Origin of the sequence: Gandjariella thermophila, assembly GCF_005405885.1 — a bacterium.
Taxonomy (GTDB): domain Bacteria; phylum Actinomycetota; class Actinomycetes; order Mycobacteriales; family Pseudonocardiaceae; genus Gandjariella; species Gandjariella thermophila.
This window is the reverse complement of the sequence record NZ_BJFL01000005.1, coordinates 143,269-164,889: the sequence shown is the minus strand read 5'-3', so window position 1 is coordinate 164,889 and position 21,621 is coordinate 143,269. Positions and strand designations below refer to the sequence as shown.

The 21,621-nt window shown below is 72.2% G+C and carries 21 protein-coding genes; 5 read left to right on the top strand and 16 right to left on the bottom strand.

Annotation, left to right across the window (positions count from 1 at the left end; translation table 11 throughout):
• Positions 1-2 precede the first annotated feature (2 nt).
• From FFT21_RS07940 to dapE, 3 genes are all read right to left on the bottom strand, one after another.
• Positions 3-578, bottom strand: a complete 576-nt coding sequence (locus FFT21_RS07940) for an LOG family protein (protein WP_137813207.1) — start codon at positions 576-578, stop codon at positions 3-5.
• Between the two features lie 44 nt (positions 579-622).
• Complete coding sequence (locus FFT21_RS07935) at positions 623-1,360, bottom strand: LOG family protein (protein ID WP_137813206.1); 738 nt, start codon at positions 1,358-1,360, stop codon at positions 623-625.
• A 202-nt stretch (positions 1,361-1,562) separates the two neighbouring features.
• The gene (gene dapE / locus FFT21_RS07930) at positions 1,563-2,639 is read right to left on the bottom strand and encodes a succinyl-diaminopimelate desuccinylase (protein WP_137813112.1); all 1,077 of its coding nucleotides are present in this window, start codon (positions 2,637-2,639) and stop codon (positions 1,563-1,565) included.
• Between the two features lie 126 nt (positions 2,640-2,765).
• Between dapE and FFT21_RS07925 the strand changes: the two genes are divergently transcribed.
• The 3 genes from FFT21_RS07925 (at position 2,766) to FFT21_RS07915 (ending at position 5,560) form a co-directional block, all read left to right on the top strand.
• Positions 2,766-3,206, top strand: a complete 441-nt coding sequence (locus FFT21_RS07925) for a hypothetical protein (RefSeq protein ID WP_137813111.1) — start codon at positions 2,766-2,768, stop codon at positions 3,204-3,206.
• Between the two features lie 75 nt (positions 3,207-3,281).
• Positions 3,282-4,274 carry a 2,3,4,5-tetrahydropyridine-2,6-dicarboxylate N-succinyltransferase gene (dapD, locus tag FFT21_RS07920; protein ID WP_225978193.1) on the top strand — a complete coding sequence of 331 codons (993 nt, stop codon included), beginning with the start codon at positions 3,282-3,284 and terminating at the stop codon, positions 4,272-4,274.
• Between the two features lie 377 nt (positions 4,275-4,651).
• Positions 4,652-5,560, top strand: coding sequence for a CHAD domain-containing protein (locus FFT21_RS07915; RefSeq protein WP_137813110.1), 909 nt, complete (start codon positions 4,652-4,654; stop codon positions 5,558-5,560).
• Positions 5,561-5,651: 91 nt separating this feature from the next.
• Here FFT21_RS07915 and dapC read toward each other — a convergent pair whose 3' ends face one another.
• Both dapC and fdxA read right to left on the bottom strand, forming a co-directional pair.
• Positions 5,652-6,755, bottom strand: coding sequence for a succinyldiaminopimelate transaminase (gene dapC, locus FFT21_RS07910; RefSeq protein ID WP_225978217.1), 1,104 nt, complete (start codon positions 6,753-6,755; stop codon positions 5,652-5,654).
• A 2-nt stretch (positions 6,756-6,757) separates the two neighbouring features.
• On the bottom strand, positions 6,758-7,078 hold the full coding sequence (fdxA, locus tag FFT21_RS29635) for a ferredoxin (RefSeq protein WP_137813108.1): 321 nt from the start codon (positions 7,076-7,078) through the stop codon (positions 6,758-6,760).
• A gap of 148 nt (positions 7,079-7,226) precedes the next feature.
• Between fdxA and FFT21_RS30255 the strand changes: the two genes are divergently transcribed.
• Positions 7,227-7,352 (top strand): hypothetical protein, encoded by a 126-nt coding sequence (locus FFT21_RS30255; RefSeq protein ID WP_264081631.1) that lies wholly within the window; start codon positions 7,227-7,229, stop codon positions 7,350-7,352.
• A gap of 88 nt (positions 7,353-7,440) precedes the next feature.
• Positions 7,441-7,605 (top strand): hypothetical protein, encoded by a 165-nt coding sequence (locus tag FFT21_RS28805; protein WP_153816545.1) that lies wholly within the window; start codon positions 7,441-7,443, stop codon positions 7,603-7,605.
• A gap of 23 nt (positions 7,606-7,628) precedes the next feature.
• Here FFT21_RS28805 and FFT21_RS07900 read toward each other — a convergent pair whose 3' ends face one another.
• The 11 genes from FFT21_RS07900 to FFT21_RS07850 all read right to left on the bottom strand — a co-directional run bounded on the left by FFT21_RS07900 (position 7,629) and on the right by FFT21_RS07850 (position 21,353).
• On the bottom strand, positions 7,629-8,117 hold the full coding sequence (locus tag FFT21_RS07900) for a hypothetical protein (RefSeq protein ID WP_225978192.1): 489 nt from the start codon (positions 8,115-8,117) through the stop codon (positions 7,629-7,631).
• Positions 8,114-8,965, bottom strand: coding sequence for an N-acetyl-1-D-myo-inositol-2-amino-2-deoxy-alpha-D-glucopyranoside deacetylase (gene mshB, locus FFT21_RS07895; protein WP_137813107.1), 852 nt, complete (start codon positions 8,963-8,965; stop codon positions 8,114-8,116). The genes FFT21_RS07900 and mshB overlap by 4 nt, the downstream gene beginning before the upstream one ends.
• Positions 8,966-9,045: 80 nt before the next feature.
• Positions 9,046-10,089, bottom strand: a complete 1,044-nt coding sequence (locus FFT21_RS07890; protein WP_137813106.1) for an ABC transporter ATP-binding protein — start codon at positions 10,087-10,089, stop codon at positions 9,046-9,048.
• A gap of 40 nt (positions 10,090-10,129) precedes the next feature.
• Entirely contained in the window at positions 10,130-11,251 is a 1,122-nt protein-coding gene (locus FFT21_RS07885) for an ABC transporter ATP-binding protein (RefSeq protein WP_137813105.1), read from the bottom strand.
• Entirely contained in the window at positions 11,251-12,195 is a 945-nt protein-coding gene (locus FFT21_RS07880; protein ID WP_225978191.1) for an ABC transporter permease, read from the bottom strand. The genes FFT21_RS07885 and FFT21_RS07880 overlap by 1 nt, the downstream gene beginning before the upstream one ends.
• Complete coding sequence (locus FFT21_RS07875) at positions 12,188-13,186, bottom strand: ABC transporter permease (protein WP_137813104.1); 999 nt, start codon at positions 13,184-13,186, stop codon at positions 12,188-12,190. Before FFT21_RS07875 ends, FFT21_RS07880 begins: the two co-directional genes overlap by 8 nt.
• Positions 13,187-13,419: 233 nt before the next feature.
• Positions 13,420-15,201, bottom strand: a complete 1,782-nt coding sequence (locus FFT21_RS07870) for an ABC transporter family substrate-binding protein (protein WP_137813203.1) — start codon at positions 15,199-15,201, stop codon at positions 13,420-13,422.
• Between the two features lie 608 nt (positions 15,202-15,809).
• Positions 15,810-17,534, bottom strand: coding sequence for an ABC transporter family substrate-binding protein (locus FFT21_RS07865; protein WP_225978190.1), 1,725 nt, complete (start codon positions 17,532-17,534; stop codon positions 15,810-15,812).
• A 187-nt stretch (positions 17,535-17,721) separates the two neighbouring features.
• Positions 17,722-19,638: a translational GTPase TypA gene (gene typA, locus FFT21_RS07860; protein WP_137813102.1), complete on the bottom strand. Its 1,917-nt coding sequence runs from the start codon at positions 19,636-19,638 to the stop codon at positions 17,722-17,724.
• A 293-nt stretch (positions 19,639-19,931) separates the two neighbouring features.
• Positions 19,932-20,240: a YciI family protein gene (locus tag FFT21_RS07855; protein ID WP_137813101.1), complete on the bottom strand. Its 309-nt coding sequence runs from the start codon at positions 20,238-20,240 to the stop codon at positions 19,932-19,934.
• Between the two features lie 270 nt (positions 20,241-20,510).
• Positions 20,511-21,353, bottom strand: a complete 843-nt coding sequence (locus FFT21_RS07850) for a (deoxy)nucleoside triphosphate pyrophosphohydrolase (RefSeq protein WP_225978189.1) — start codon at positions 21,351-21,353, stop codon at positions 20,511-20,513.
• Between the last annotated feature and the right edge of the window lie 268 nt (positions 21,354-21,621).

Sequence of the window (21,621 nt, the reverse complement as noted above, 5' to 3'; positions counted from 1 at the left end):
CCTCAGGACCGCGGAGCGCACGCGTCCAGCGCGGCGTCCACCTCGCTGACCACGGTGAGCGCCGCCAGCGAGGCGTCCGATGCGAAGCCGCGGTCGCGCAACTCCCGCACCCACGCCAGCAGCCCGGACCAGTGCCCCTCCACGTCCAGCAGCACCACCGGCCGGTCGTGCATCCGCAGGTAGCGGGACGTCCACATCTCGAACAGCTCCTCGCAGGTGCCGAGCCCGCCCGGGAGCGCGAGGAACGCGCTCGCGTGCGCGTCCATCAATTCCTTGCGCTCCCGCATGGTCTCCACCACCAGGAGTTCGTCCGCGTCCCGGTCGGCGATCTCCGGGGCGACCAGCGCCCGGGGAATCACCCCGACGGTGCGCCCGCCGTTCTCCCGGACGGCACGCGCGAGCGCGCCCATCATGGACGTCCGGCCGCCGCCCCAGACCAGCGACCAGCCGCGCTCCGCGATGCCCTTGCCCACCGCCTCGGCCAGGTCCAGATACTGCCGCGGGACCGTGGCGAATGATCCACAGTAGACGCACACCGCGTACGTGCCCGCTGCCTGTCCCCGAACGCGCCCCGGGATCCCGTACTCGTCACCGGGGGAACCGCCGATGCTGGAGCCGGCCGTCAATGCGTCTCCTCCCAGGCGCGGTAGGCGTCCTCGACCATGCGCACCGCCTCGTCGACGTCGTCGGTGACGTGCACCAGGCGGAGGTCGAACTCGCTGAGCTTCCCACCGGCATGGACCACGTCCCGCAGCCAGGAGTACAGACCGTCCCAATAGGACCGTCCGAACAGGATGACCGGGAACTTGGTGACCTTCTTGGTCTGCACCAGGGTGAGCGACTCGAACAGCTCGTCCAGCGTGCCGAACCCGCCGGGCAGGCAGATGAACGCCTGCGCGTACTTGATGAACATGGTCTTGCGGGCGAAGAAGTACCGGAAGTTCAGCCCGAGATCCACCCACGGGTTCAGGCCCTGCTCGAACGGCAACTCGATGCCCAGCCCGATGGACAGCCCGCCCGCCTCCGAGCAGCCGCGGTTGACCGCCTCCATCGCGCCCGGGCCGCCACCGGTGATCACCGCGAACCCGGCCCTGGCCAGTGCCGCGCCGATCTCCTGGCCGAGGGCGTACTCGGGGTGGTCGCGCGGGGTGCGGGCGGAGCCGAACACGGTCACCGCCCTGGGCACCTCGGCCAGCGCACCGAACCCCTCGACGAACTCGGCCTGGATGCGCAGTACCCGCCACGGGTCGGTGTGCACCCAGTCGGAGGGGCCGCGGGAGTCCAGCAACCGCTGGTCGGTGGTGGTCGCCTCGACCCGCGCGGCCCGGCGGAGCACGACGGGGCCGCGCCGCTTCTCCATCGGGAACTCGTCGGGTTCCTGGTCGGGCTCGGGCTGCTGCGCGGTCACGCCGACGAGTGTAGGGCGCGGTTCCGCGTGCCGAAGGTCAACACCAGACCGTTGGGTGGCGGTTTGGAAACCGTTTAACCCCGACGGCCTACCCGCCGGGAACGCGGCGACCGGCGGCCGCACGCCCGACTGGTCAGCGCAGCATGCCGGCTGGTCAGGCGAGGAACCGGCGCAGCACGTCCGCGCAGTGCCGGATCTGCTGGACCGGCACATGCTCCTCGCGGGTGTGCGACAGGGTGGGGTCGCCGGGGCCGAAGTTGACCGCCGGCATGCCCAGCGCCGCGAACCGGGCCACGTCGGTCCACCCCAGCTTGGCCACCGGACGCCCACCCGAGGCGTCCACCAGTTCCTTGGCCGCCGGCGTGGTCAACCGGGGCGGCGCCGGCGGCGACAGGTCGACCACGGTGAGCTGGTAGCCGGTGAACACCTCGCGCAGGTGTGCCTCGGCAAGCTCCGGCGAGCGGTCCGGGGCGAACCGGTGGTTCACGGTGAGCACGCACTCGTCCGGCACCACGTTGCCGGCCACCCCGCCGGCGATGCGCACCGCCTGCAGGCCCTCCCGGTAGGTGCAGCCGTCGATGTCGACGTCCCTCGGCTGGTACTCCGCCAGCCGGCGCAGCGCCTCGCCCATCGCGTGGATCGCGTTGCTGCCCATCCACGCACGCGCGGTGTGCGCGCGCTTGCCGGTGGCCCGCAGCTCGACCCGGATGCTGCCCTGGCAGCCGGCCTCCACCACGCCGTTCGACGGCTCGCACACGATGGCCAGGTCGCCATGCAGCCACTCGGGCAGCTCCCGCTCGATCCGGCCCAGCCCGTTGCGTGCCGCGTCGACCTCCTCGCAGTCGTAGAACACGAAGGTCAGGTCGTGGTTCGGAGCTTCGGTGGTGGCCGCCAGGTGCAGCATCACCGCGACGCCGCCCTTCATGTCCACGCTGCCGCGGCCGTGCAGCAGGGCGGCCGGACCCGAGCCGGTGCGCCGGTGCGGGAGGTTGTCCTCTACCGGGACGGTGTCCAGGTGCCCGGCCAGCACCACCCGGCTGGGCCGGCCGAGCCGGGTGCGGGCGAGCACGGCGTTGCCGGAGCGGACCAGCTCCAGGTGCGGGGCCTGCTCGCGGAGGGCCAGCTCCACGGCGTCGGCCAGCTCCGCCTCCTCACCGGACACGCTGGCCACGTCCACCAGCGCGGCGGTCAGCTCGACGGGATCGGCGGTGAGATCCAGAGCCACGGTCACAACGGCACGTTACCCGGCGCGGCGTGGCGGCCCGAGTTCGGTGGCGTGGCCGGCGGTTGCCTTCCATCACCGAGCCCTGGCGACGCGATCGCGGCGCGCGTTCCGGGGCAGGCTACGGTGGGTCCCGTGCCGATCGATCCAGCGGGCGGGCGATCCATGCGGCCGGTGTGGCTGGCCGGTGTGGCCCTGCTCGTCCTGCTGGCCGGGTGTGCCGGCGGCTCTCGTAGCGGCACTCCCGCGCCGCCCACCACCGCCGACGCGACCGCGCTGCGGGTCAAGGTGCACGCGCTGGAAGCCGACCAGTGCCAGCGCGTGGACGCGCGCACCGTCTACCCGGAGTGCGGGCGGTACGTGACCGAGGTCGCCGGCACGGTGGGCACCCTGCGCAGCCAGCTCAGCGGGCAGCCGGCAGCCGGCGACGCGCTGGCCCGGTTGCAGTCCGGCGTGTCCGCGTACCAGAGCCGCGGCTGCGACGGTCCGGCCGCGCCCGCGGACGAGTGCGCCGCCGCGTTGACCACGCTGCGCACCGCGCTCGCCCAGGCCGGCAGCGCCCTGCCGGGCGGCTGAGCGTTTCTGCCTGGTGGGAACACTGCCCGACCCGCGCGGGGCCCCGGCCACCGCGGCCGGCTACGGTGGGGGACCGTGAGCAGCGCACCCGTGGACTTCGACCCGCACGGCACCGGCGCATACGGCGCCGGCCTGGCCACCGTGAGCGCCGACGGCACCGTACTGGACACCTGGTTCCCCGCCCCGCAACTGGGCGACCCGCCCACCGTGGGCACGCACCGGCTCTCCGAGCAGGAGGCGGCGGAGGCACTCGGCCCGGACGTGGCCATGCTGGTCGGCGGCGACATGGACCGCGGCGTCGAGGTGATCGCGGTGCGCACCGGGATCGGCAAGCTCGCCGAGGCACCGATTGACGCGCACGACATCTACCTGCGGCTGCACCTGCTCTCGCACCGCCTGGTCCGGCCGCACGGGGCGAACCTGGACGGCGTCTTCGGCCTGCTGTCCAACGTGGTGTGGACCAACCACGGGCCGTGCTCGGTCGACGGGTTCGAGCGGACCCGGCTGCGGCTGCGCGCCCGCGGCCAGGTCACCGTGTACGGAGTGGACAAGTTCCCGCGGATGGTCGACTACGTGCTGCCGAGCGGGGTGCGCATCGGCGACGCGGACCGGGTCCGGCTGGGCGCCCACCTCGCCTCCGGCACCACGGTGATGCACGAGGGCTTCGTCAACTTCAACGCCGGCACGCTAGGTGCGTCCATGGTGGAGGGTCGGATCTCGGCCGGCGTCGTGCTCGGCGACGGCTCCGACCTCGGCGGCGGCGCGTCGATCATGGGCACCCTCTCCGGCGGCGGCAAGGAGGTCATCTCGGTCGGCCAGCGCTGCCTGATCGGCGCCAACGCCGGCGTCGGCATCTCGCTGGGCGACGACTGCGTGGTCGAGGCCGGCCTGTACGTCACCGCCGGCACCAAGGTCGCCCTGCCGGACGGCCGGGTGGTCAAGGCACGCGAGCTGTCCGGGTCCTCCGGCCTGCTGTTGCGCCGCAACTCCCAGACCGGCGCCGTCGAAGTCGTCCCCCGCACCGGCGGCGGCGTCGAACTCAACGCCGCCCTGCACGCCAACGACTGATCCTCGCACGCTGGCCACCGCCGTCAGCGGGGCAGCCCTGGTCGCCCCGCCGGCTACGCGGCACGCGCAGAGCGCCGGGTGGGAGACCAGCATCCCCTTGGCGAGGTCACCGGCGTCGCCGCCACCTGTGCGAGCAGAAATCCGGGAACCGAGAAGGTGTTGGCGTGCTGGGTGGAGTCATATGATCAGTGCACCACGCCTGTTCTCGGCGAGGTGTACATCGTAGGCGGCCACCGTGTGTGAAGGTGATCCGCCACACCAGCCGGTGGACCGGGATACGCGGTGAGGTCAACGCCGGGTCAGCGGGCAGACGGCCGAGTGAGGCGAGGGACGTTGGCCACTCCACGTTCGACAGCGGTTCACCTACTATTCGCCCGATGGCGCGCAGCAGTCGGCAGGAATCACCGCCCCAGGACGACCTACCACCGGTTCCACGGCTGGTCCGCGACGCCCTGCGGGTGCGGTTCGCCGCGCTGCGCGAGCACGAGGCCGGCACCCGTTCCGGCGCCGACCCGGAGGACCTGCACCAGATGCGGGTGGCGGTGCGCAGGATGCGGGCGGTGCTGGCCGCCGCCGGTGACGCGGTGGACCGCCGGTGGGCGGACGAGCTGCGGGCCGAGCTGCGCTGGCTGGGCCAGGTGCTCGGCCCGGTGCGCGACTTGGACGTGCTGATCGGGCGGCTGCGCGCGGAGTCGGCGGACTTCACCGACGACGAGCGGCACGCGGTCGAGGCGCTGCTGCGCGGGTTGACCCGGAAACGGCGGGCGGCGCGGCAGCGGCTGCTGCGGGCACTGCGCAGCCGGCGGTACGCCGACCTGCTGGCCGCGCTGGACAAGGCCGTGGAGGCCGGCCCGCCGGCGGCCCCGGTCGACGTGGCCCCGCTGGACCTGGTGCGCCGGCCGTACCGCAAGGCGCTCCGGCAGGTGCGCAAGGTCGACGAGGACGGCAGTGACGAGGCGCTGCACGCGCTGCGCATCCGCGGCAAGCGGCTACGCTACGCCGCCGAGCTGATCGAGCCGGACCAGGGCCGGCCGGTGCGCAAGCTGGTCAAGGCGGTCACCGTGTTGCAGGACGTGCTCGGCGAGCACCAGGACGCCGCGGTCGCCGAGAAGACCGTACGCGAGCTGGCCACGGCGGAGGACTCCGACGGGGACGCGCACCTGGCCTTCGTCGCGGGCCGGCTCGCCGAGCGGGAGCGGGCCCGCCGGGCGGCGTACCGGAATCGCTGGCCGGCCGCCTGGCAGGAGGTCGACCGCCGGGCCAGGAAGCTGCTCTCCACCCGCTGAACTCGCGTTCAGCGGGCTCGACGGGGGTTCGCGGACGCCGCGAAACGCCGTTCAGCCCGCTCAATGCGGGTAGCGGGACGCGGGTAGCGGGTCAGACCCGGGCGTGGGCCAGGCGATCGGCGGCGGCGGAGACCCGCTCGTCCGTGGCGGTCAGCGCGACGCGCACGTGCCGCTCGCCGGCGGGCCCGTAGAACGTACCGGGGGCGACCAGCACGCCGCGCTCCGCGAACCAGGCCACGCTGTCCCAGGCGTTCTCACCGCGAGTGGCCCACAGGTACAGCCCGCCCTCGGAGTGGTGCACGTCGAAGCCGGCGGCGGCCAGCGCGGCGCGCAGCACGTCGCGGCGTCCGGCGTACCGGCTCCGCTGCGCGGCCACGTGCTCGTCGTCGGTGAGCGCCGCAGTCATCGCCGACTGCACCGGCCGGGGCACCATCATCCCGGCGTGCTTGCGCACCTCCAGCAGCCGGGACACCAGCCCGGGGTCACCGGTGACGAAGCCGGCGCGGTAGCCGGCCAGGCTGGACGACTTGGACAGCGAGTGCACCGCGAGCAGGCCGTCCAACCGTCCCCCGGACACCGCCGGATGCAGCACGGACACCGGCTGGGTGTCCCAGCCCAGGCCGAGGTAGCACTCGTCGGAGGCGACCAGCGCGCCGACCTCGCGGGCGGCGGCCACCGCCTCGGCCAACGCCAGCGCGGGCAGTACCCGGCCGGTCGGGTTGGACGGCGAGTTCAGCCACACCAGCGCGGTACCCGGCGGCGGTCGCTCGCCGTCGGCGAGCCGGACCACCTCGGCCCCGGCCAGCCGAGCACCCACCTCGTAGGTGGGGTAGGCGAGTTCGGGGATGGCCACGATGTCGCCGGGCCGCACCGCGAGCAGCGTGGGCAGCCAGGCGACGAGTTCCTTCGAGCCGATGGTCGGCAGCACCGCGTCCGGGTCGAGCCCGGTCACTCCGAACCGCCGGGCAAGGGCGGCGACCGCCGCCTCGCGCAGCGCCGGGGTGCCGTGCGTGGCCGGGTAGCCGGGCTCGTTGGACGCGGCGGCGAGGGCGTCGCGCAGCACGCCGGGCACGGGATCGACCGGTGTGCCCACGGAGAGGTTGACCACCCCGCCGGGGTGCTCCCGTGCCCGCGCAGCGTGATCGGCCAGCAGATCCCACGGGAAGTCGGGGAGCTGCCGGCCGCTCCGCCCGATGGTCACTCGCCCTGTGGCGGCAGCGCCGCGACGAGCGGCACGTCCGAGTGGATCTTGCCGACCTTGGACGCGCCCCCCGGCGAACCGAGCTCGTTGAAGAAGTCCGCGTTCGCCTTGGTGTAGTCCTTCCACTGGTCCGGGACGTCGTCCTCGTAGTAGATGGCCTCCACCGGGCAAACCGGCTCGCAGGCACCGCAGTCCACGCACTCGTCGGGGTGGATGTAAAGCATCCGCTCGCCCTCGTAGATGCAGTCGACCGGGCACTCCTCAATGCATGCCTTGTCCAGCACGTCGACGCAGGGCTCGGCGATCACATAGGTCACTGCGCTCTCCTGCTCCTCATCACCAGTCCAGCCGCGCCAGCGGCAGGTAACGCGGCACGCGACAGTATCTCTCGCCCCCCTTGAGGGGTACGCAGCCGGTGCCGGAGTTCACACCTCCGCACCTCACCACGCCAGGCAGACTGCCCGCGTGGACGACGTTACCCGGTTGGAGCACCTCTGCGCGGACGCCTGGCCGGCACTCGCCGACGAGCCGCTGGGCCAGTGGCGCATGCGTGCGGCCGGCGGCTTCACGGCCGCGCGAACAGCACCCTGACCACCGGGAACCAGACGTTCCCGGGCGGGAGGCGCTGCGCGGGACGGTCCGGTTCGCGGCGGACCACGGCATCCGGCCGACCGCGCACGTGGTCGTCGGCTTGGCCGCCGAGGACATCGTGGGCGGGGGCCGGCTGGGCGCGCGCCGGTACGCGCCGCAGGTCGCCACGCACAACATCCCGGCGCTGCGGCTCTACACCCGGCTGGGCGGCGTGGAGCACCACCGCTACCGCTACTGGATTCCGCGCCCCTGACCGCGCCGCACCGGCCGGAACGTTCAGGCGCCGGTCCGGGTCCCGACGCCCGGTCGCCGCGCCGCGTCGTGGTCCGCGGCGCGCTGGGCGGCCGCCTGCTGGGCGCGACCCATCTCGCCGCCGAGCACCACGGCGGCGGGCAGCGCGCCGCCGGCCAGCAGCAGCAGCGCCCGCCAGTCGCCGACCAGCACGGCGTCGCCACCCGGGCCGAAGAAGCCGAACACCAGCACGGTGGCCAGCCACGCGGCCAGCGGGGCCCCGGCGACCGGGAGGCGAGGCGCCAGCCGCGCCGCGGTGCGCACCAGCAGCGGGGTACCGACCGCGGCCAGCACCGCGGTGGCCGGGAACGGCACGCCCCCGAGGTCGGGCAGCAGCGCGCCGTCGAACCGCAGCGGCAGGAAGAACAACTCCACCACCGCGGACACCGCAGCGTCGACGACCAGCAGCGCGAGCACCGGCCACCGGACCCATGTCGCGCGGGCGGGCGCCGCGCCGTCTCCCGGCCCGGTCACATGCCCAGCCCGCCGAACAGGTCGGTCTCCGCGCCGTCGGCCGGACCGCGGGCCAGCACGTAGTACTCGTGGTCCACCACCGGCTGCGCGATCCCGTTGGACAGCGCGTAGCTGGCCACCCCCTCGCCGCCGCGCCACACGCTGATCTGCGTGGCGTGCGCCTGCAGCGCGCCGAGCTTGGCCTGCAGGTGCGCGGAGATGTCCACCGCGGTGGTGATCTTCTCGTCCTCGGTGACCGGCAGTTCGCCGGGCTCGGGCAGCCGGAACGGCAGGCCGTCGACCGCGGCCAGCTTGGCCACGCCCTCCTCGACCGCCCGCCGCGAGGTCACCGCGTGGAACACCCGCGCGACGTCCGGCACGTTCGCGGCGGCGGCCATGGTGATCTGGTGCGCCCGGATGTGGTCCGGGTGGCCGTAGCCGCCGTTGGCGTCGTAGCTGACCACCACCTGCGGCCGCACCTCGCGCAGCACCGCCGCCAGCTCGGCCACCTGCTCCTCCAGCGGGCCGGCGGCGAACGCCCTGGGCCGGGTGTTGGCCGGCGACCCGGCCATGCCGGAGTCCCGCCACCGGCCGATGCCGCCCAGGTAACGGTGGTCGGTGATACCCAGCGCGGCACAGGCTGATCGCAGCTCGCCCACGCGGTAGCCGCCGAGCTGGTCCGCCGCGTCCGCGGCCAGCTCCCGGAGGCTGCCCGGGATGATCTCGCCCTCCTCGCCCAGCGTGCAGGTCACCACGGTGACGTGGTAGCCCTGCGCGGCATAGCGGGCGATGGTGCCGCCGGTCCACAGGCTCTCGTCGTCGGGGTGCGCGTGCACCAGCATCAACCGAGGCGGAGCGGTCAGTGTCACCCGCTCAGCGTAGAACCCGGCCAGCCCTCCGATGTCACCCATCCCGATCAACGAGTGCCAAGATCACACCCGAGAGGAGTTCACAGGATGGACAGTTCCTCGGCGAAGTGGCAGGCGGACAGCGCGCCGGAGGAGGTGCGGCGGATCAGCTTCGGCTCCTCGGTGGCGCAGATGTCCTGGGCCTTCCAGCAGCGGGTGCGGAACCGGCAGCCGGACGGCGGGTTCACCGGGCTCGGCACGTCCCCGGTGAGCACGATCCGTTCCCTGCGGCGCTCCGCCTTCGGGTCCGGCACCGGCACCGCGGACAGCAGCGCCTGCGTGTACGGGTGGCTCGGCCGGCGGTAGATGTCGTTCTGCGAGCCGATCTCGACGATCTTGCCCAGGTACATCACCGCGACCCGGTCGGAGATGTGCCGGACCACGGACAGGTCGTGCGCCACGAACAGGTAGGCCAGCCCGAACCGCTCCTGCAGCTCCTCCAGCAGGTTGACCACGCCCGCCTGCACGGAGACGTCCAGCGCGGACACCGGCTCGTCCAGCACCACCAGCCGCGGGTTGACGGCCAGCGCCCTGGCGATGCCGATGCGCTGCCGCTGCCCGCCGGAGAACTCGTGCGGGTACCGGTTGCGGTGCTCCGGGTTCAGGCCGACCAGTTCCATCAGCTCGTTGACCCGGGACTGGATGGCGCGCTCGTCCGAGCCGCCGTGGATGCGCAGCGGCTCGGCGATGATGTTGTTGACCTGCCAGCGCGGGTCCAGCGACGCGTACGGGTCCTGGAAGACCATCTGCATGTCCCGCCGGAACGGGCGCAGCGCCCGGTTGCCCAGCGTGGTCAGCTCGTGGCCGTCGAACTTCACCGAGCCCGAGGTGGGCTTGTGCAACTGCAGCACCGCGCGCCCCGTGGTGGACTTGCCGCAGCCGGACTCGCCGACCAGGCCCAGGGTTTCCCCGGCGGCCAGGTCGAAGCTGACCCCGGACACCGCGTGCACCTGCCCGACGGTGCGCGGGATGATCCCGTTGCCGCGCACCGGGAAGGTCTTCACCAGGTCCCTGACCTGGAGCAGCGGCGCCACGCGCGGCTGCTCGGCTGAGGCCCGCTCGGGACTGTCGACCGTGGTGCTCATGCTGTGCTCTCCGTGAGTGTGCGCGCGACCGTGAGGCGGCTCATGAAGCCTCCTCTTCCTCGGCGTCGCCGTCCGCGGAGGTGTCCGCCTCGTCCACGGTGATCTCCTGGTGGGCGAACAGGCGGGACGGCGCTTCGATGGTGGCCAGGTGGTCGGAGCGATGGCAGCGGGCGAAGTGCCCGGCCCGGTCGGTTTCCAGCAGTTCGGGCTCGACCTCGCGGCACCTGTCGACCACCAGCGGGCAGCGCGGCGAGAACGGGCAGCCCGGCGGCAGGTTGACCAGCGACGGGGGCGCGCCCTTGATCGGGGTGAGCCGCTTGCCCACCAGGCTGGGGTTGGGAATCGAGCCGAGCAGGCCGACCGTGTAGGGCATCCGGGGCAGGTCGAACACCTCGTCGACCGGCCCGGACTCCACCACGGTCCCGCCGTACATCACCTGCACCCGGTTGACCATGCCGGCCACCACGCCGAGGTCGTGGGTGATCATTACGATGGCCGAGTCCATCTCGTCCCGGATGCGCAGCAGGGTGTCCAGGATCTGCGCCTGCACGGTGACGTCCAGGGCGGTGGTGGGCTCGTCCGCGATGATCACGTCGGGATCGTTGATGATCGACATGGCGATCACCGCGCGCTGCCGCATGCCGCCGGAGAACTCGTGCGGGTACTGCGCGGCCCTGCGGTCCGGCTGCGGGATGCCGACCAGTTCCAGCGCCTCCACGGCCTTTGTCCACGCCGCCTTCCTGGACACGTCGTGGTGCGCCCGGTACGCCTCGGCGAGCTGCCAGCCCACCGAGAAAACCGGGTTGAGCGACGTCATCGGGTCCTGGAAGATCATGGCGATGGAGTTGCCGCGCAGCGACCGCATCTGCTTGTAGGACAGCCCCACCAGTTCCCGGCCTCGGTAGCGGATGGAGCCGGTGATCCGCGCCGTCCTGGGCAGCAGGCCCATGACCGCCATCGAGGAGACGGACTTGCCGGAGCCGGACTCGCCGACGATGCCCAGCACGTCCCTCGGGCGCAGGGTGAACGACACGTTGCGCACCGCGTGCACCACGCCGTCGTCGGTGGGGAAATCCACGGACAGGTTCTCCACCCGCAGCAGCACGTCGGAGTCTTCCGTGGGCGCGCTGCCGGAGGCCGGCCGGGTCACTGTCTCCGCCATCAGGCACGCACCTTCGTCTGTCGGGGGTCGAACGCGTCGCGCAGGCCGTCACCGATGAAGTTCACGCACAGCGAGATCAACACGATGATCACGAACGGCCACCAGAACAGCCACGGCCGCTCCAGGATCTGCGAGTAGTTCGTGTTGAGGATCAGGCCGAGCGAGGTGTCCGGGATGTGCACGCCGAGTCCGATGAAGGACAGCGCCGCCTCCTGGAGCACGGCCAGCGCGATGGTCAGCGTGGCGTTCACCGTGATGGTGCCGATCATGTTCGGCACCAGGTGCCGGAAGATGATGTGCCCGGTGCCCGCGCCGGCCGCCCGGGACGCCTCGATGTACTCGCGCTGGGCGAGGGACAGCGTCTCGCCCCGGGTGATCCGGGCGATCTGCATCCAGTTCCACAGCGCCAGCACGAGCGCCACCATGTACCAGCTACCGCCGAGCCGGTTCACCAGCAGCGCGGCCGCGGCGATCTGCGGGAAGATCAGGAACAGGTCGGCCAGCCGCATCAACCCGGTGTCCATGATGCCGCGCAGGTATCCGGACAGCGCGCCGAGGACGACGCCGATCGCGGTGGACACGATCGCCACCACGAACGCGATCAGCAGGGACAGTTGGGTGCCCCGGAGCACCTGGGCGAACATGTCGTTGCCGACCTGATTGGTGCCCATCGGGTGGTCGGGGCTGGGCTTCAGGTAGCCGCCGCTGGAGGTGTCCCAGAAGGTGTACTTCCAGAAGGCCGGCACCACGAAGGCGAGCACCACCAGCAGCACGAGCACGCTGAGGCTGGCCATCGCCAGCCGGTGCCGCAGGAACCGGCCGAGGATCACTCGGCTCTGCTTGCGGGCCTTCGTGTCGAAGTCGTGCCGGCCGACCTCCCCGGGCTGCGGCCCGTGGGACTCGACGGCGGTCGTCTCCGGGGACGACATGAGCGGGCTAGCCAAGGCGGATCCTCGGGTCAAGGAAGCCGTACATGATGTCGGCTATCAGGTTGAACACGATGATCAGGGTGGCGGTGACCACCAGGAACCCCATCAGCATGTTGGGGTCGTACTGGGTCACGGCGTCGATGAGCACGGTGCCCATGCCGTGCCAGCCGAACACGGTCTCGGTGACGATGGCCCCGGTGAACGCGGCACCGAAGTTCAGCGAGAAGTACGTGGTCACCGGGATGAGCGCGTTGCGGAAGGCGTGCCGGAAGATGACCCGCCCCTGGGACAGGCCCTTCGCCCGCGCCGTCCGCACGTAGTCCATGCCCATCGTCTCCAGCATCGACGCCCGCTGGAACCGGCTGTAGGCGGCGAAGCTGATCAACATGATGCTCAGCGTCGGCAGCAGGAAGGTGCCGGTGTACTGGACGATCTGGTTGCCGACCGAGCCGGAGAAGCCGCCGGTGGGCGGGCCGGCCGTGGTCAGCCAGCGCTTCAGCCCCCACGACACCAGCACGTTGTTGAACTGGATGCCGTAGTTCTTCAGCACGATGGCGACGCAGAAGATCGGCATGGAGAACATGAGGAACGCCGCGCTGGTGGCGATGTAGTCGAAGATCGAGTACTGGCGCACCGCGGCGAGCACGCCCACCGCGACGCCCAGGATCAGCGCGATGATCTCCGCGCCGACCACCAGCCGGACGGTCACCCACAGCGACTGGGTGACCACGTCGAACACGCTGGCCTGCGCCTGGCCGAGGGCGAGGCTGACGCCCCAGTCACCGCGGACGAAGTGGATGAGCCACTGCCAGTACCGGACGAAGATGTTCTGGTCCAGCCCCAGCGCGTGCCGCGCGTTCTCCACGACCTCCTTGGTCACGCCCGGCTTGGACGCCAGCGCGGCCACCGGATCGCCCGAACTCGCGACCAGCACGAACGCCGCGAAGGTCCCCACCAGCAGGATGGGAATGGATATCAGCAGGCGGCGGATGACGTAGCGAAACACGGATCATTCTCCTACCAGGTCCCGTTGCGGGTGGACGGGACCGACCTCGGGCGGGGTGCGGTACCACCCCGACCCGTGATGGAGCGGTCTCCCGCTTCGGCAGGACAACGTACCTCGGCGGGCGCCCGGTGGCGGGCCGGGTGGGCCGGGACTGGTCCCCCCCGGCCCGCCACGGACGGGTGACCTCACGGGCGGTCGCGGGGCGAACCGTCAACCCCGTCACCCCATGACTGTCAGGACGTCTTCTGCCACTCGTTGGCGTCCCACAGGGCGCCGTTGTACGACTGGTAGTAGACCCCCTTCATGCCCTGCGCGAAGGCCCACTGGTTCGGCGTGTTGAACAGCGGGAGGGTGCCGTAGGTCTCCGAGATCGCCTTCTCCGCCTGCTGATAGTACGGGATTGCGGCTTCCTGGCTGGTCTGCGCCAGCGCCTGGGTGAACGCCTGGTCCGCCGCTGGCGCGGTCAGGCCCTGCCAGTTCTGCCCGCCGCCGGTCTTGTACACCGAGATGGACGAGGACTTGAACGGAGCCTGCGACCAGGCGAACAGCGCCACGTCGTACTGGCCGGCGCTGACCGGGCCGTTCAGGAAGTTCGGGTCGGTCTTGTCGGCGATGTCGAACCCGGCCGCCTTGCACTCGCTCTGGATGAGCTGCACGGTCTGGGTCCGGCGCGGGATGTCGGTGTGGCTGATCGAGAAGGCCAGCCGCTGGCCGTTCTTGGTGGCCACGCCGTCCGGCCCGAACTGCCAGCCGGCCGCCTGCAGGGTCTGCTTGGCCTGGTTGGCGTTGCCGGTGGACTTGTCCGAGTAGTTGTCCGGAAGGCCCTGCTCACCTGGGAAGAACATCAGGGCGCCGGCCGGCTTCGCGTCCGACTCGATCGGCTTGATCAGCTTGTCCACCAGTTCGTTGCGGTTGACGCACTGGAAGAACGCCTTCCGCACCGCCTCGTCCTGGAACAGCGGGTTCTTGAAGTTCAGGTCGAGGTGCTCGAAGGACAGGCCCGGGGTGGCCGCGTAGGTCACGCCCTGCGAGGACAGGCTCTTCAACTTGTCCGAGCCGTTGGCGTCCGGCTGCGCGGAGAACTGGACCTGCACCTCGTTGTTCTGCAGCGCCTGGGCCTGGGCGACCAGGTCACGCGCCCACTTCACGGTGATCTTGGCCGGGCCACCGGGGTTGCCCCACCACTTGGGGTTGCGCACCAGAGTGATCGACTGGTTCTGCACCCAGCCGTCGATCACGTACGGCCCGTCCGAGAGGTCGATCGACTTGTCGAATCCCTTCCAGCCATTGTTCCAGAAGTCGGCGGCCTTCTTGAGCTGGTCCGGCGGGCTGGTCGGGGTCAGCTTGGTGATGTCGGCGATCCCGGTCTTCTGCTCGACGATGTGCGCCGGCAGCAGGTTGTTCGAGGTGATGTCGAACAGCGACTTCCAGTCCGAGAACGGCGAGGTGAACACCGTGGTCACCGTCTTACCGTTGTCGGAGCAGGTGGGCGCCTGCATCTGCTCGTAGCCGGTGGTCGACGCGGTGCTGAAGTCCTTGGCCGCGCCGTTGTTGGACAGCCACGCGAGGTAGAAGTCCTTGCAGTCGACGGGCACGCCGTCCGACCACACCGCCTTGGGGTTGATCTTCCAGACGATGGTCTGCGGGTTCTGGTTGGTGACCTCGACCGAGTCCATCAGGTCCTTGTTCAGGATCACCTTGTTGTTGCCGTCCAGCATGAACGGCGACTGCAGCGTGGCGACGTTGATGAAGCTGTTGTAGCTGTTGGACGCGTCAGCCGTGCCGTTGTTGTAGGAATTCCACGGCTTGTCCGTGATCACGCTGATGGTGTCGTTGCTCTGCGGCACCTGGGGGGCCGAGTACGCGCCGTTCTTCTCCCCCTGCGCTGTCGCCCAACTCTTGACGTCGCCGGTCGGAGCGCCGTTGCCGCCACCGCCGCCACCGCCGCACGCGCTCAGCGCGAGCGCGGCCGCCGCGGACAGGGCGAACCCGGCGAATGCCTTGGATCTCCTCATCAACACGTGCCCTCCTAGCACAGGGCGGGCGCCGACTGGTCGGACCGGCGTCCACCCGGAATCTGTCGCACGCCACGTGAGCCTTCGACGGACACGCGCGCTGCCCCCGGAAACGTAGAAAGCGGGTGGCTGCGCGGTCATCGGGAGAAGAGCGATCGTGACCAAAGGGTGACAAGGCGGTAGCGGAGCGCAACCTCCCGGTTACCGGCCGGGAGCGTTCGTCAACCGAACAACCAGAATACTGTGAAGGAAGGTGTGATGAACGGGCAAAAAAAGACGGTCAGACGGTGACCGGTCCGGAGCGCTTGCGCGGTCCGGTGCGGCGGTCGCCACATCCGAGGACCCGTTTCCCGCGTGCCCGGTGCTCGCCTGCCCGTTCCGGCACGCTCACCGCAGCGATCGCGGGCTGGTCATCGCCGGTACGTCGATTCCGCAACAGGCGTCAGTGCCTGTTCCTGAACGCGCGCCGCGATCGCGTCGCCGGGGCACGGCAGGGACATGACACTCCAGTCATGCCTGACAGGGCACCCCGCCCCCGCGATCGGGGCTTCGCCCCGGCGCGTTCCCGTGCTCGTCATCGCAGGTCCGTCCCGTTCCGGAACAGGCTGTCAGTGTTTCGCCCGCTGCCAGACCGAGGCGTTACCGAACGGGCCGGTGAACGGTGCTCCCGCCGTGGGGCCGGACACCTCCGACCGCACCGCCAACTCGTCGGCGGGCTGGAACAGCGGGATGGCCACCGACTGCTGCCAGAGCACCGGCTCCACCGCGGCCAGGGCGTCGGGCAGCGGTAGCCGCCCGGTCAGCGCGCCGTCGATGGCCGGTTGGATGGTGGGGTCGCAGAACCCGGCCGGGTTGCCGGGCAGCGGCTTGGCGCCGTCCGGGGTGGGCGGCGGGCAGCCGAACTGGGAGGCGAGCACGGTGGCCGGGTCACCCCCGACCGGTTCCGGCACTACCGCGATGTCCACCCCGCCGTCCGGCGCGGCACCGCTGGCCGCCGCGGCGCCGGCCAGCGAGGTGTCGTAGAGCTGGTCCGGGCTCGGCGTGGCGACCTTGGCGTCGATGCCCGCCGCGGTGAGCTGGCGCTGTACCTGGCCGGCGAGGTCGACCAGTTGCGGGCGGTCCGCGGGCGCGCCGATCACCAGGCTGAGCGGCCGGCCGTCCCGCATCCAGGCGCCGGCCAGCCTGGTGTAGCCGGCCTCAGTGAGCAGCCGGTCCACGGTGGCCGGATCGGGATGGGCCGGCGCACCGCCGCTGGGCATGGTCGGCGCGTAGCCCGGCCGGGACGGCGGCAGCACGTGCGCGTCGGCGCGAAGGCGCGCGGCCGGGCCGTTGCCGGTGCCGGCGGCGATCAGCGAGTCCCGGTCCAGGGCCGCGGCCACCGCGCCGCGCACCCGCGCATCGGCCAGCCGGGGGCTCGCCGGCCGGAGCAGCAGTTGCACCAGGTCGCCCCGCGGCACCGTGTCGAGTTGCACCACGCCGGCAAGCTGGTGCAGCAGCGCGTCGGTCGCGCCGTCCGCGCGGAGCAGGGCGACCTGGTCGTCGCCGCTGCGCAGCGCGGCCACCATGCCGGGCGCGTCGGACTTGCGCAGCACGATCCGGTCCAGCGCGGCCGGCCGGTCCCACCATCGGTCGTTGCGTTCCAGCGTGATCTCACCGCGGTCCCGGTCCAGCTGCTTGATCGCGAACGGGCCGCCGGTGGCCGGGAAGTTTTCCGCGAGCGCGCTGGTCCAGCCGCCGGGCGCGTCCTTGAGCAGGTGCGCTGGCAGCAGGTTGCCGAACAGCGAACGCCACCCGGGGTAGGGCTTGCTGAAGGTGACCACCACGGTCTTGCCGCCGTCCCGGGAGCTGATGTCGGAGATCAGCCGGTAGCCGGCCGGGTCGACCACGCCCGGCTGGCTGCGCATCTGCTGCCACAGGTAGACGAAGTCCTCGGCGGCGATCGGCGCGTAGTCCGACCAGGACGCCTCCCGGCGGATGGTGTAGGTGACCGTGTACGGCTCGGCACTGGTCACCTCGGCGGAGACCATCAACGTCCGGTCGAGCCGCGGCGAGCCGTCGGCGGCCGGGCGGAACACCGAGGGCAGCATCAGGTCGGACAGCGCGGTCGTGGTGGCGGACTGGTCGGCGAGGGTGTGCGGGTTGTAGCCGCCGGTGACGCCGTCCACGCCGACGATCACCTCGGCGGTGTCCACCGGCCGGGGTGTCGTGGTGGTGGTCTTGGGGTTGACCAGCGGCGGTGGCGGCGGTGTGCTGGCGCACCCGGTCAGCCCGGCGATCCCGGCCAGCAGCAGCGGGATCAGCCGGGAGGCACCACGCCGGGCCCACCAGGCCACGCCTGAGACCTCCTCACCGTCTTCGCGCATCCAGCGGCGTCGCGCGTCCCGCGCGGCGCCGCACCGAGCGTGCCAGAACGTCCCGGGGCGGCCGCGCACGGTTCCCCTTCGCCGCCCCGCTGGGGTGACGTCCGACGGGCCGGGATGGTTCCGCCGCCCGCTCAGCGGCCGATCATCTCCGCCGCGGTCAACGTGCCCGGTCGCGGGCCCTGGCCCTGGAACGTTCCTTGGCCCGCTGCGCGCCCTCCAGGGTGACCTTACGCACCCGGATGACCGTGGGGGCCACCTCGACACACTCGTCCACCGCGCAGAACTCCAGCGCCTCCTCCAGACCGAGCCTGCGCGGCCGGGCCAACCGCTCCAGCTCGTCCGCTGTGGACGAACGCATGTTGGTGAGCTTCTTCTCCCGGCAGATGTTGACCTCGAGGTCCTCCGCGCGCGGGTTCTCGCCAACCACCATGCCCTCGTAGACCTCGGCACCGGGCGCCACGAAGAAGGTGCCCCGGTCGGCGAGCTGGAGCAGCGCGTAGCTGGTCGCGCTGCCCGCGCGGTCGGCGACCAGCGAACCGCTGCGGCGGGTGCGCAGCTCGCCCGCCCACGGCTGGTAGCCCTCGAACACATGGTGCGCGATGCCGGCGCCCCTGGTCTCGGTGAGGAACTCGGTGCGGAAGCCGATCAGCCCGCGCGCCGGGATCACGTACTCCAGCCGCACCCGGCCGGTGCCGTGGCCGCCCATGTGCTCCATGCGTCCCTTGCGCCCGGCCAGCAACTGGGTGACCGCGCCGAGGTACTCCTCGGGCACGTCCACGGTGAGCCGCTCGAACGGTTCGCACAGCGTGCCGTCGATCGTCCTGGTCACCACGTCCGGCTTGCCCACAGTCAGCTCGAAGCCCTCCCGCCGCATGGTCTCCACCAGCACGGCCAAGGCCAGCTCGCCGCGGCCCTGCACCTCCCAGGTGTCCGGGCGGTCGGCGGGCAGCACCCGGATGCTCACGTTGCCGACCAGCTCCGCGTCCAGCCGGCTCTTCAGCAGCCGGGCGGTCAGTTTGGTGCCGCCACCCCTGCCGGCCAGCGGCGAGGTGTTGATCCCGATGGTCATCGAGATGGCCGGCTCGTCCACGGTGATCCGCGGCAGCGGGACCGGCTCGTCCGGGTCGGCGAGGGTGTCACCGATGGTGATGTCCGGGATACCGGCGATGGCGACCAGGTCACCGGCCTCGGCCTGCTCGGCGGCGACCCGCTCCAGTGCCTCGGTCATCATCAGCTCGGTGATCCGGACCCGTTCCACCGTGCCGTCGGCCCGGCACCAGCCCACCGTCTGCCCCTTGCGCAGCCGGCCGGCGTGCAGCCGGCACAGCGCGATCCGGCCCAGGAAGCTGGACGAGTCGAGGTTGGTGACCAGCGCCTGCAGCGGCGCGTCCGGGTCGCCGGTGGGCGCGGGCACGTGCGACAGCAGCACGTCGAACAGCGGGTCGAGGTTGTCCGAGTCGGGCAGTTCGCCGTCCGCGGGCTGGTGCGGGCTGGCCCGCCCGGCACGCGCCGACGCGTACAGCACCGGCAGGTCGAGCACGGAGTCGTCCGCGCCGACCTCGGTGGCCAGGTCGAGCAGCAGGTCCTGGGTCTCGTCGACGACCTCGGAGATCCGCGCGTCCGGCCGGTCCACCTTGTTCACCACGAGCACCACCGGCAGCGCGGCGGCGAGCGCCTTGCGGAGCACGAAGCGGGTCTGCGGCAGCGGGCCCTCGCTCGCGTCCACCAGCAGCAGCACACCGTCCACCATGGACAGTCCGCGCTCCACCTCGCCGCCGAAGTCGGCGTGGCCGGGGGTGTCCACCACGTTGATGGTCACCGGGCCGTCCGGTGTCCGCCGGCGTACCGCGGTGTTCTTGGCGAGGATGGTGATGCCCTTCTCGCGTTCCAGGTCGCCCGAGTCGAGCACCCGGTCTATCGGCTCGGCGCGGGCGGAGAACGCCCCCGACTGCCGCAGCATGGCGTCGACCAGCGTGGTCTTGCCGTGGTCGACGTGCGCGACGATCGCGACGTTGCGCAGGTCGGTTCTGACAGTGCCGGGCGGGGTAGTGGCGAGCGCGGTGGCCGTGGGCACGCGAAGGCTCCTGGGTGCTGGCGAAAGGCTGGGGACGGCCACACTCGCGGCCGGACACAGCCTAACCGGCGACGGTCCGTATCCGGCCGCTTTCCGGACGGCGGGCCCGGTGACCTGGACCTCACCTAAAGAGGGCGACGGCCTGCGGCGGCTGGCGCATCGCGACGGCTGGCGCATCGCGGCAGCCGGGGTACTGCGGCGCCAGATGTACCGCGGCGCCAGATGTACTGCGGTGCCGCCTTGTTTCCGCGCGCACGGCCCGTCGGTGTTCGTCACGCGCCGGACGGGGGCCGTCAGGACGGTGTCTCGGACAGCGGCTCCCGTAGCGTGGCCAGTTCGGGTGCGGTCCTGGTGGCCCGGAACTCGATCACCTCGTACCGGGCGAGCTCCCCCATGGCGAACGGATCGGTGGCCAGAATGGCGTCCAGCTTCATCCGGGACATCGGCCGGGCGACGATCACCCCACCGGTCCTCGGGTTGCGGCGCCCGGACACCAGGAAGTAGCCGGCCTCGTACTGCCTGGTCAGCCAGTCGACGTGGTCGGGCAGCGCGCGGTCGATATCCGCCGGCGGCGCCGTGTAGGTCAGCAGTACGACGTACATGTCTCGACGGTAGACCCGGCGGCCCGCGCGCCGTCGACGGTCGGTGGTCCCGGCCCGGCCCGGTGACGGCTCCGTACCCCGGCACGGCGGCGCCCCAGACGGCTCGGACCGAGCCGCGGACCGCCGGCCGGCACCGGCCGCCGCCGTCCGGGTGGTCGGCGCCGCCGGCCAGGAGGGTCGCGGGCACCGCCGGCCGGTGGCGGGCACCGCCGGCCGGTCCGGAGGCATCGCTGGGCCGTCCGGTGGGCGGCGTGCGCTGGTGGCAGGGCCTCAGCGCAGTAACGCGCGAAGCGCCGGGAGGAGCGCGCGGTCGGCGTCCAGCCAATCCAGCTCGGCCAGCTCACCGGCGGTCACCCAGCGCACAGCCCGGTGTTCCAGGGCGGCCGGTTCCGCCGCGCCCACCACCTCGGCGGCATACACCCGCAGCAGCAGGTCGCCGGGTAGCGGCAGGTCCGGCCCGACCGGACCGCCGATCCACACGTCAACCCCGAGTTCCTCGCGGCACTCACGGGTCAGCGCGGCCGCGTCCGGCTCTCCGTCCTCCACCCGGCCACCCGGCAGCTCCCAGCGGCCCGCGTCGCGCCGCGGATAGCGGCGCTGCTGGGCGAGAAGCCAGCCGTCCCGCACGATCGCGGCGCCGACCACGACCGGCGCGGATGCCCAGCGCGGCGCACCGTCGCGGAGCGCCGCGGTCCGGGCAGCGAGCAGGCGCCGCACCGGTCGGCGCAGCAGCCGGCCAGCGAGCGCACCGGACGGGCCACCCGTGACGAGGAAGCGCACCGTACCGGCCGCCAGCACGCCGCCCGCCGTCTCCACCAACTCCGTGCACAGCTCGAACGTGCGCAGCGGACCACCGATGGCGGTGACCGCGAAGCCCGCCGTACCTGCGCGCACGACCCGCAGCGGGATCGGCACCCGCGGCCCGCGCGGCGCGACCGGCAGGGAAAGCCGCAGCTCGTCGCCGACCGCGAGCACGCGGCCGGCGCCCCGGGTGCGGCGCACCCAGCAGCCGGCCCGGGCTGCGCTGCCAGCGAAGAGCTCGGCGTCCAGCGCGGCGGCCGCCACGGCCCGGGCGGACGCCGGCACGAACACGGTGTCGCGCAGCGTGGTCACCCGGACGATCCTGCCCGCCCGCCGCGACATGCCCGCCGGCGCCCCGCACCACACCAGCCCCGCACCACACCAGCCCCGCACCACACCAGCCCCGCACCACACCAGCCCCGCACCACACCAGCCGCGTGCCACGCCAGCCCGCACCACGCCAGCCGCTTGCCACATCCCGCCGTGCACGCAGGGGCCCGTGCCACCCAGGGGCCCACTGTCGCGCAGGGCCGCGGCGAGCACCGGCGCACCGCCGGTCGGCCCGGTGACCGGTGGTGCC

What these genes read in the sequence shown, in the direction of transcription:
- FFT21_RS07935 (WP_137813206.1), bottom strand. Translation starts at nt 1,360, where the DNA reads ATGGAGAAGCGGCGCGGCCCCGTCGTGCTCCGCCGGGCCGCGCGGGTC.
- FFT21_RS07915 (WP_137813110.1), top strand. Translation starts at nt 4,652, where the DNA reads ATGGCGCGCAGCAGTCGGCAGGAATCACCGCCCCAGGACGACCTACCA.
- FFT21_RS07890 (WP_137813106.1), bottom strand. Translation starts at nt 10,089, where the DNA reads ATGAGCACCACGGTCGACAGTCCCGAGCGGGCCTCAGCCGAGCAGCCG.
- FFT21_RS07885 (WP_137813105.1), bottom strand. Translation starts at nt 11,251, where the DNA reads ATGGCGGAGACAGTGACCCGGCCGGCCTCCGGCAGCGCGCCCACGGAA.
- FFT21_RS07870 (WP_137813203.1), bottom strand. Translation starts at nt 15,201, where the DNA reads ATGAGGAGATCCAAGGCATTCGCCGGGTTCGCCCTGTCCGCGGCGGCC.
- FFT21_RS07855 (WP_137813101.1), bottom strand. Translation starts at nt 20,240, where the DNA reads ATGTACGTCGTACTGCTGACCTACACGGCGCCGCCGGCGGATATCGAC.